The organism is Enterobacter sp. C6 (assembly GCF_008122455.1).
GTDB classification, from domain to species: Bacteria; Pseudomonadota; Gammaproteobacteria; order Enterobacterales; family Enterobacteriaceae; genus Enterobacter; species Enterobacter pseudoroggenkampii.
This window is the reverse complement of sequence record NZ_QPFW01000049.1, coordinates 1-1,824: the sequence shown is the minus strand read 5'-3', so window position 1 is coordinate 1,824 and position 1,824 is coordinate 1. Positions and strand designations below refer to the sequence as shown.

4 protein-coding genes are annotated in these 1,824 nt (G+C 47.8%); 2 read left to right on the top strand and 2 right to left on the bottom strand.

Annotated elements, in window-relative coordinates; all coding sequences use genetic code 11:
- Positions 1 to 365, top strand: a 365-nt coding sequence (locus DOU50_RS23750; RefSeq protein WP_416202933.1) for a gp53-like domain-containing protein, incomplete at its 5' end; no start/stop codon positions are given.
- A gap of 8 nt (positions 366 to 373) precedes the next feature.
- Positions 374 to 787: a tail fiber assembly protein gene (locus DOU50_RS00350; protein WP_228117486.1), complete on the top strand. Its 414-nt coding sequence runs from the start codon at positions 374 to 376 to the stop codon at positions 785 to 787.
- On the opposite strand, the gene DOU50_RS00345 is transcribed toward DOU50_RS00350, so the two are convergent.
- Together DOU50_RS00345 and DOU50_RS00340 are read right to left on the bottom strand one after the other, a co-directional pair.
- Positions 759 to 1,358 carry a tail fiber assembly protein gene (locus DOU50_RS00345; RefSeq protein ID WP_148768472.1) on the bottom strand — a complete coding sequence of 200 codons (600 nt, stop codon included), beginning with the start codon at positions 1,356 to 1,358 and terminating at the stop codon, positions 759 to 761. The genes DOU50_RS00350 and DOU50_RS00345 overlap by 29 nt on opposite strands.
- On the bottom strand, positions 1,358 to 1,824 hold a 467-nt coding region (locus DOU50_RS00340), incomplete at its 5' end, for a phage tail protein (RefSeq protein WP_228117485.1). The genes DOU50_RS00340 and DOU50_RS00345, both read right to left, overlap by 1 nt.

Below are 1,824 nucleotides of genomic sequence, written 5' to 3'. Positions count from 1 at the left end.
AAAACCTTGGTTTGGGAGAGGCTGCTAAAAGAAGCGTGGGGACCAGTGCAAACCAGATCCCGGATATGAATTCATTCACATCACAGCAGTCATCAAACGGGTGGCAAAAATTACCGGGTGGATTGATTTTACAGTGGGGGCTGACAACAACCTTTGGTTCAGAGCAAAACACTTTAGTAACATTTCCGGTGGCGTTTCCTCATTCTATGCTGATGGGATATACGACTTACGCAAATACCACCGGTGATCCCGCAGCAGGGTCCATATATATTGGGCAGGTCAGGACAATGGGTAAAACGCAAATGTATATACGTAACCTGGGGCCGGGAAACGCTCAATATACTTGGCTTGTAATCGGATGCTAGGGGGGGTTATGTTTTACGCTAAATCAACAGGCGGATTTTATACACCTTATATCAATGGGAAAAATATTCCTGATGATGCTGTTGAAATCACAGACGAGAAATACCTTGAATTATTGCAGGATCAATCTGCTGGGAAAATAATTACTTCGGATGATAAGGGAAATCCAATTGCGATTGCTCCTCCACCACTGACACAAGAAGTACTTGTTAGCCAGGCTGAACGCAAGAAAACATCTTTGTTACGGCAAGCAACGAATGTCATTGCACCATTACAGGATGCTTTCGATCTAGAGCTCGCGACAGATGAAGAAAAAAACCAACTTATTGACTGGAAAAAATACCGGGTGCTGCTGATGCGTGTTGATACATCAAAGGCACCCGCTTTCGAGTGGCCTACATCTCCGGTTTCGGCGGAAGGGTAATGGCAGGCGCGGTGCTGATATCGACTTTAGTCAGTTGGTATCGGTACCGCTGCCATTCTGCCAGTCGTGACAAGTCTGCATCGTCGATGTAGCCTCCAGTCTGAGCATCTGTCAGTGGAGCGATAATCGCTGTTGCTTCTGCCAGTAACTCGGTTTTCGTCTTTTCTGCCGTCGCCACATCCGCAGCGTGCAGCGCTTTCAAGTCAGTCAACCACTGGTTACCGTTCCACTTATCATATGGCGTACCAGGGGCTTCTGTAGTCGTATCTTTCGGATAATCACCCGGCAGGGAAATCGTGACTCGTTGACCTGTCTTCGTGCTGTATACAGTTTCACTGCGATGATCGGCGAGGTACTCCCATGCGCTTAAGTCAGAGGTGCGACAAATGGTAAAACCTTCTTTAGATTCTTCAGGCGCATCAATACATGATAAGGCTGGAATGCCTACACCTTCCGCTAAATATTCAACGGATGAAGAAAGATATTCACCCGTCTCCCCATCATAATTAAACACAGTAATCTCACCGGCCATAATGGCGATATTTTCACTGTTTAATTTTGCCATCACCATTATGCGGCCCTCACGATGTAGTTAAATGCGATGTTACGGGGGCGGGCTGAAACATAAGCCCACCAATCGTAACGCTGCGAATTTGCCGGACTACCTATCCATTTTTTTCCTTTAATATTTTCCCATTGTGCTGCGGTCATTACATCACCGAACCCATAGGCAGCAGACCCGATTGAGCTGATATCTCCCGTATCATTGTCATCAAAGCCCGAAACAATAGTACCTTCCTGGAATGACAGCAGCACACGACCAGCATCAATCCCTCGCCCGTCATCCCAGCCACGGATAAACTCACCACGTAAATCAGGTAATCTGAGCGCAGGATAAGCCAGTGCAAGCTTGGGATACTGTGAGGCGGTGAACGCCGCGCCATTGCATTTAAGCCACCCCGTCGGTGGATTTGCTGACGGCCACGGAACGGGGACGCCAACCGGCAAAGCTGACCCTTCTCCTAAACCAAGGTTTT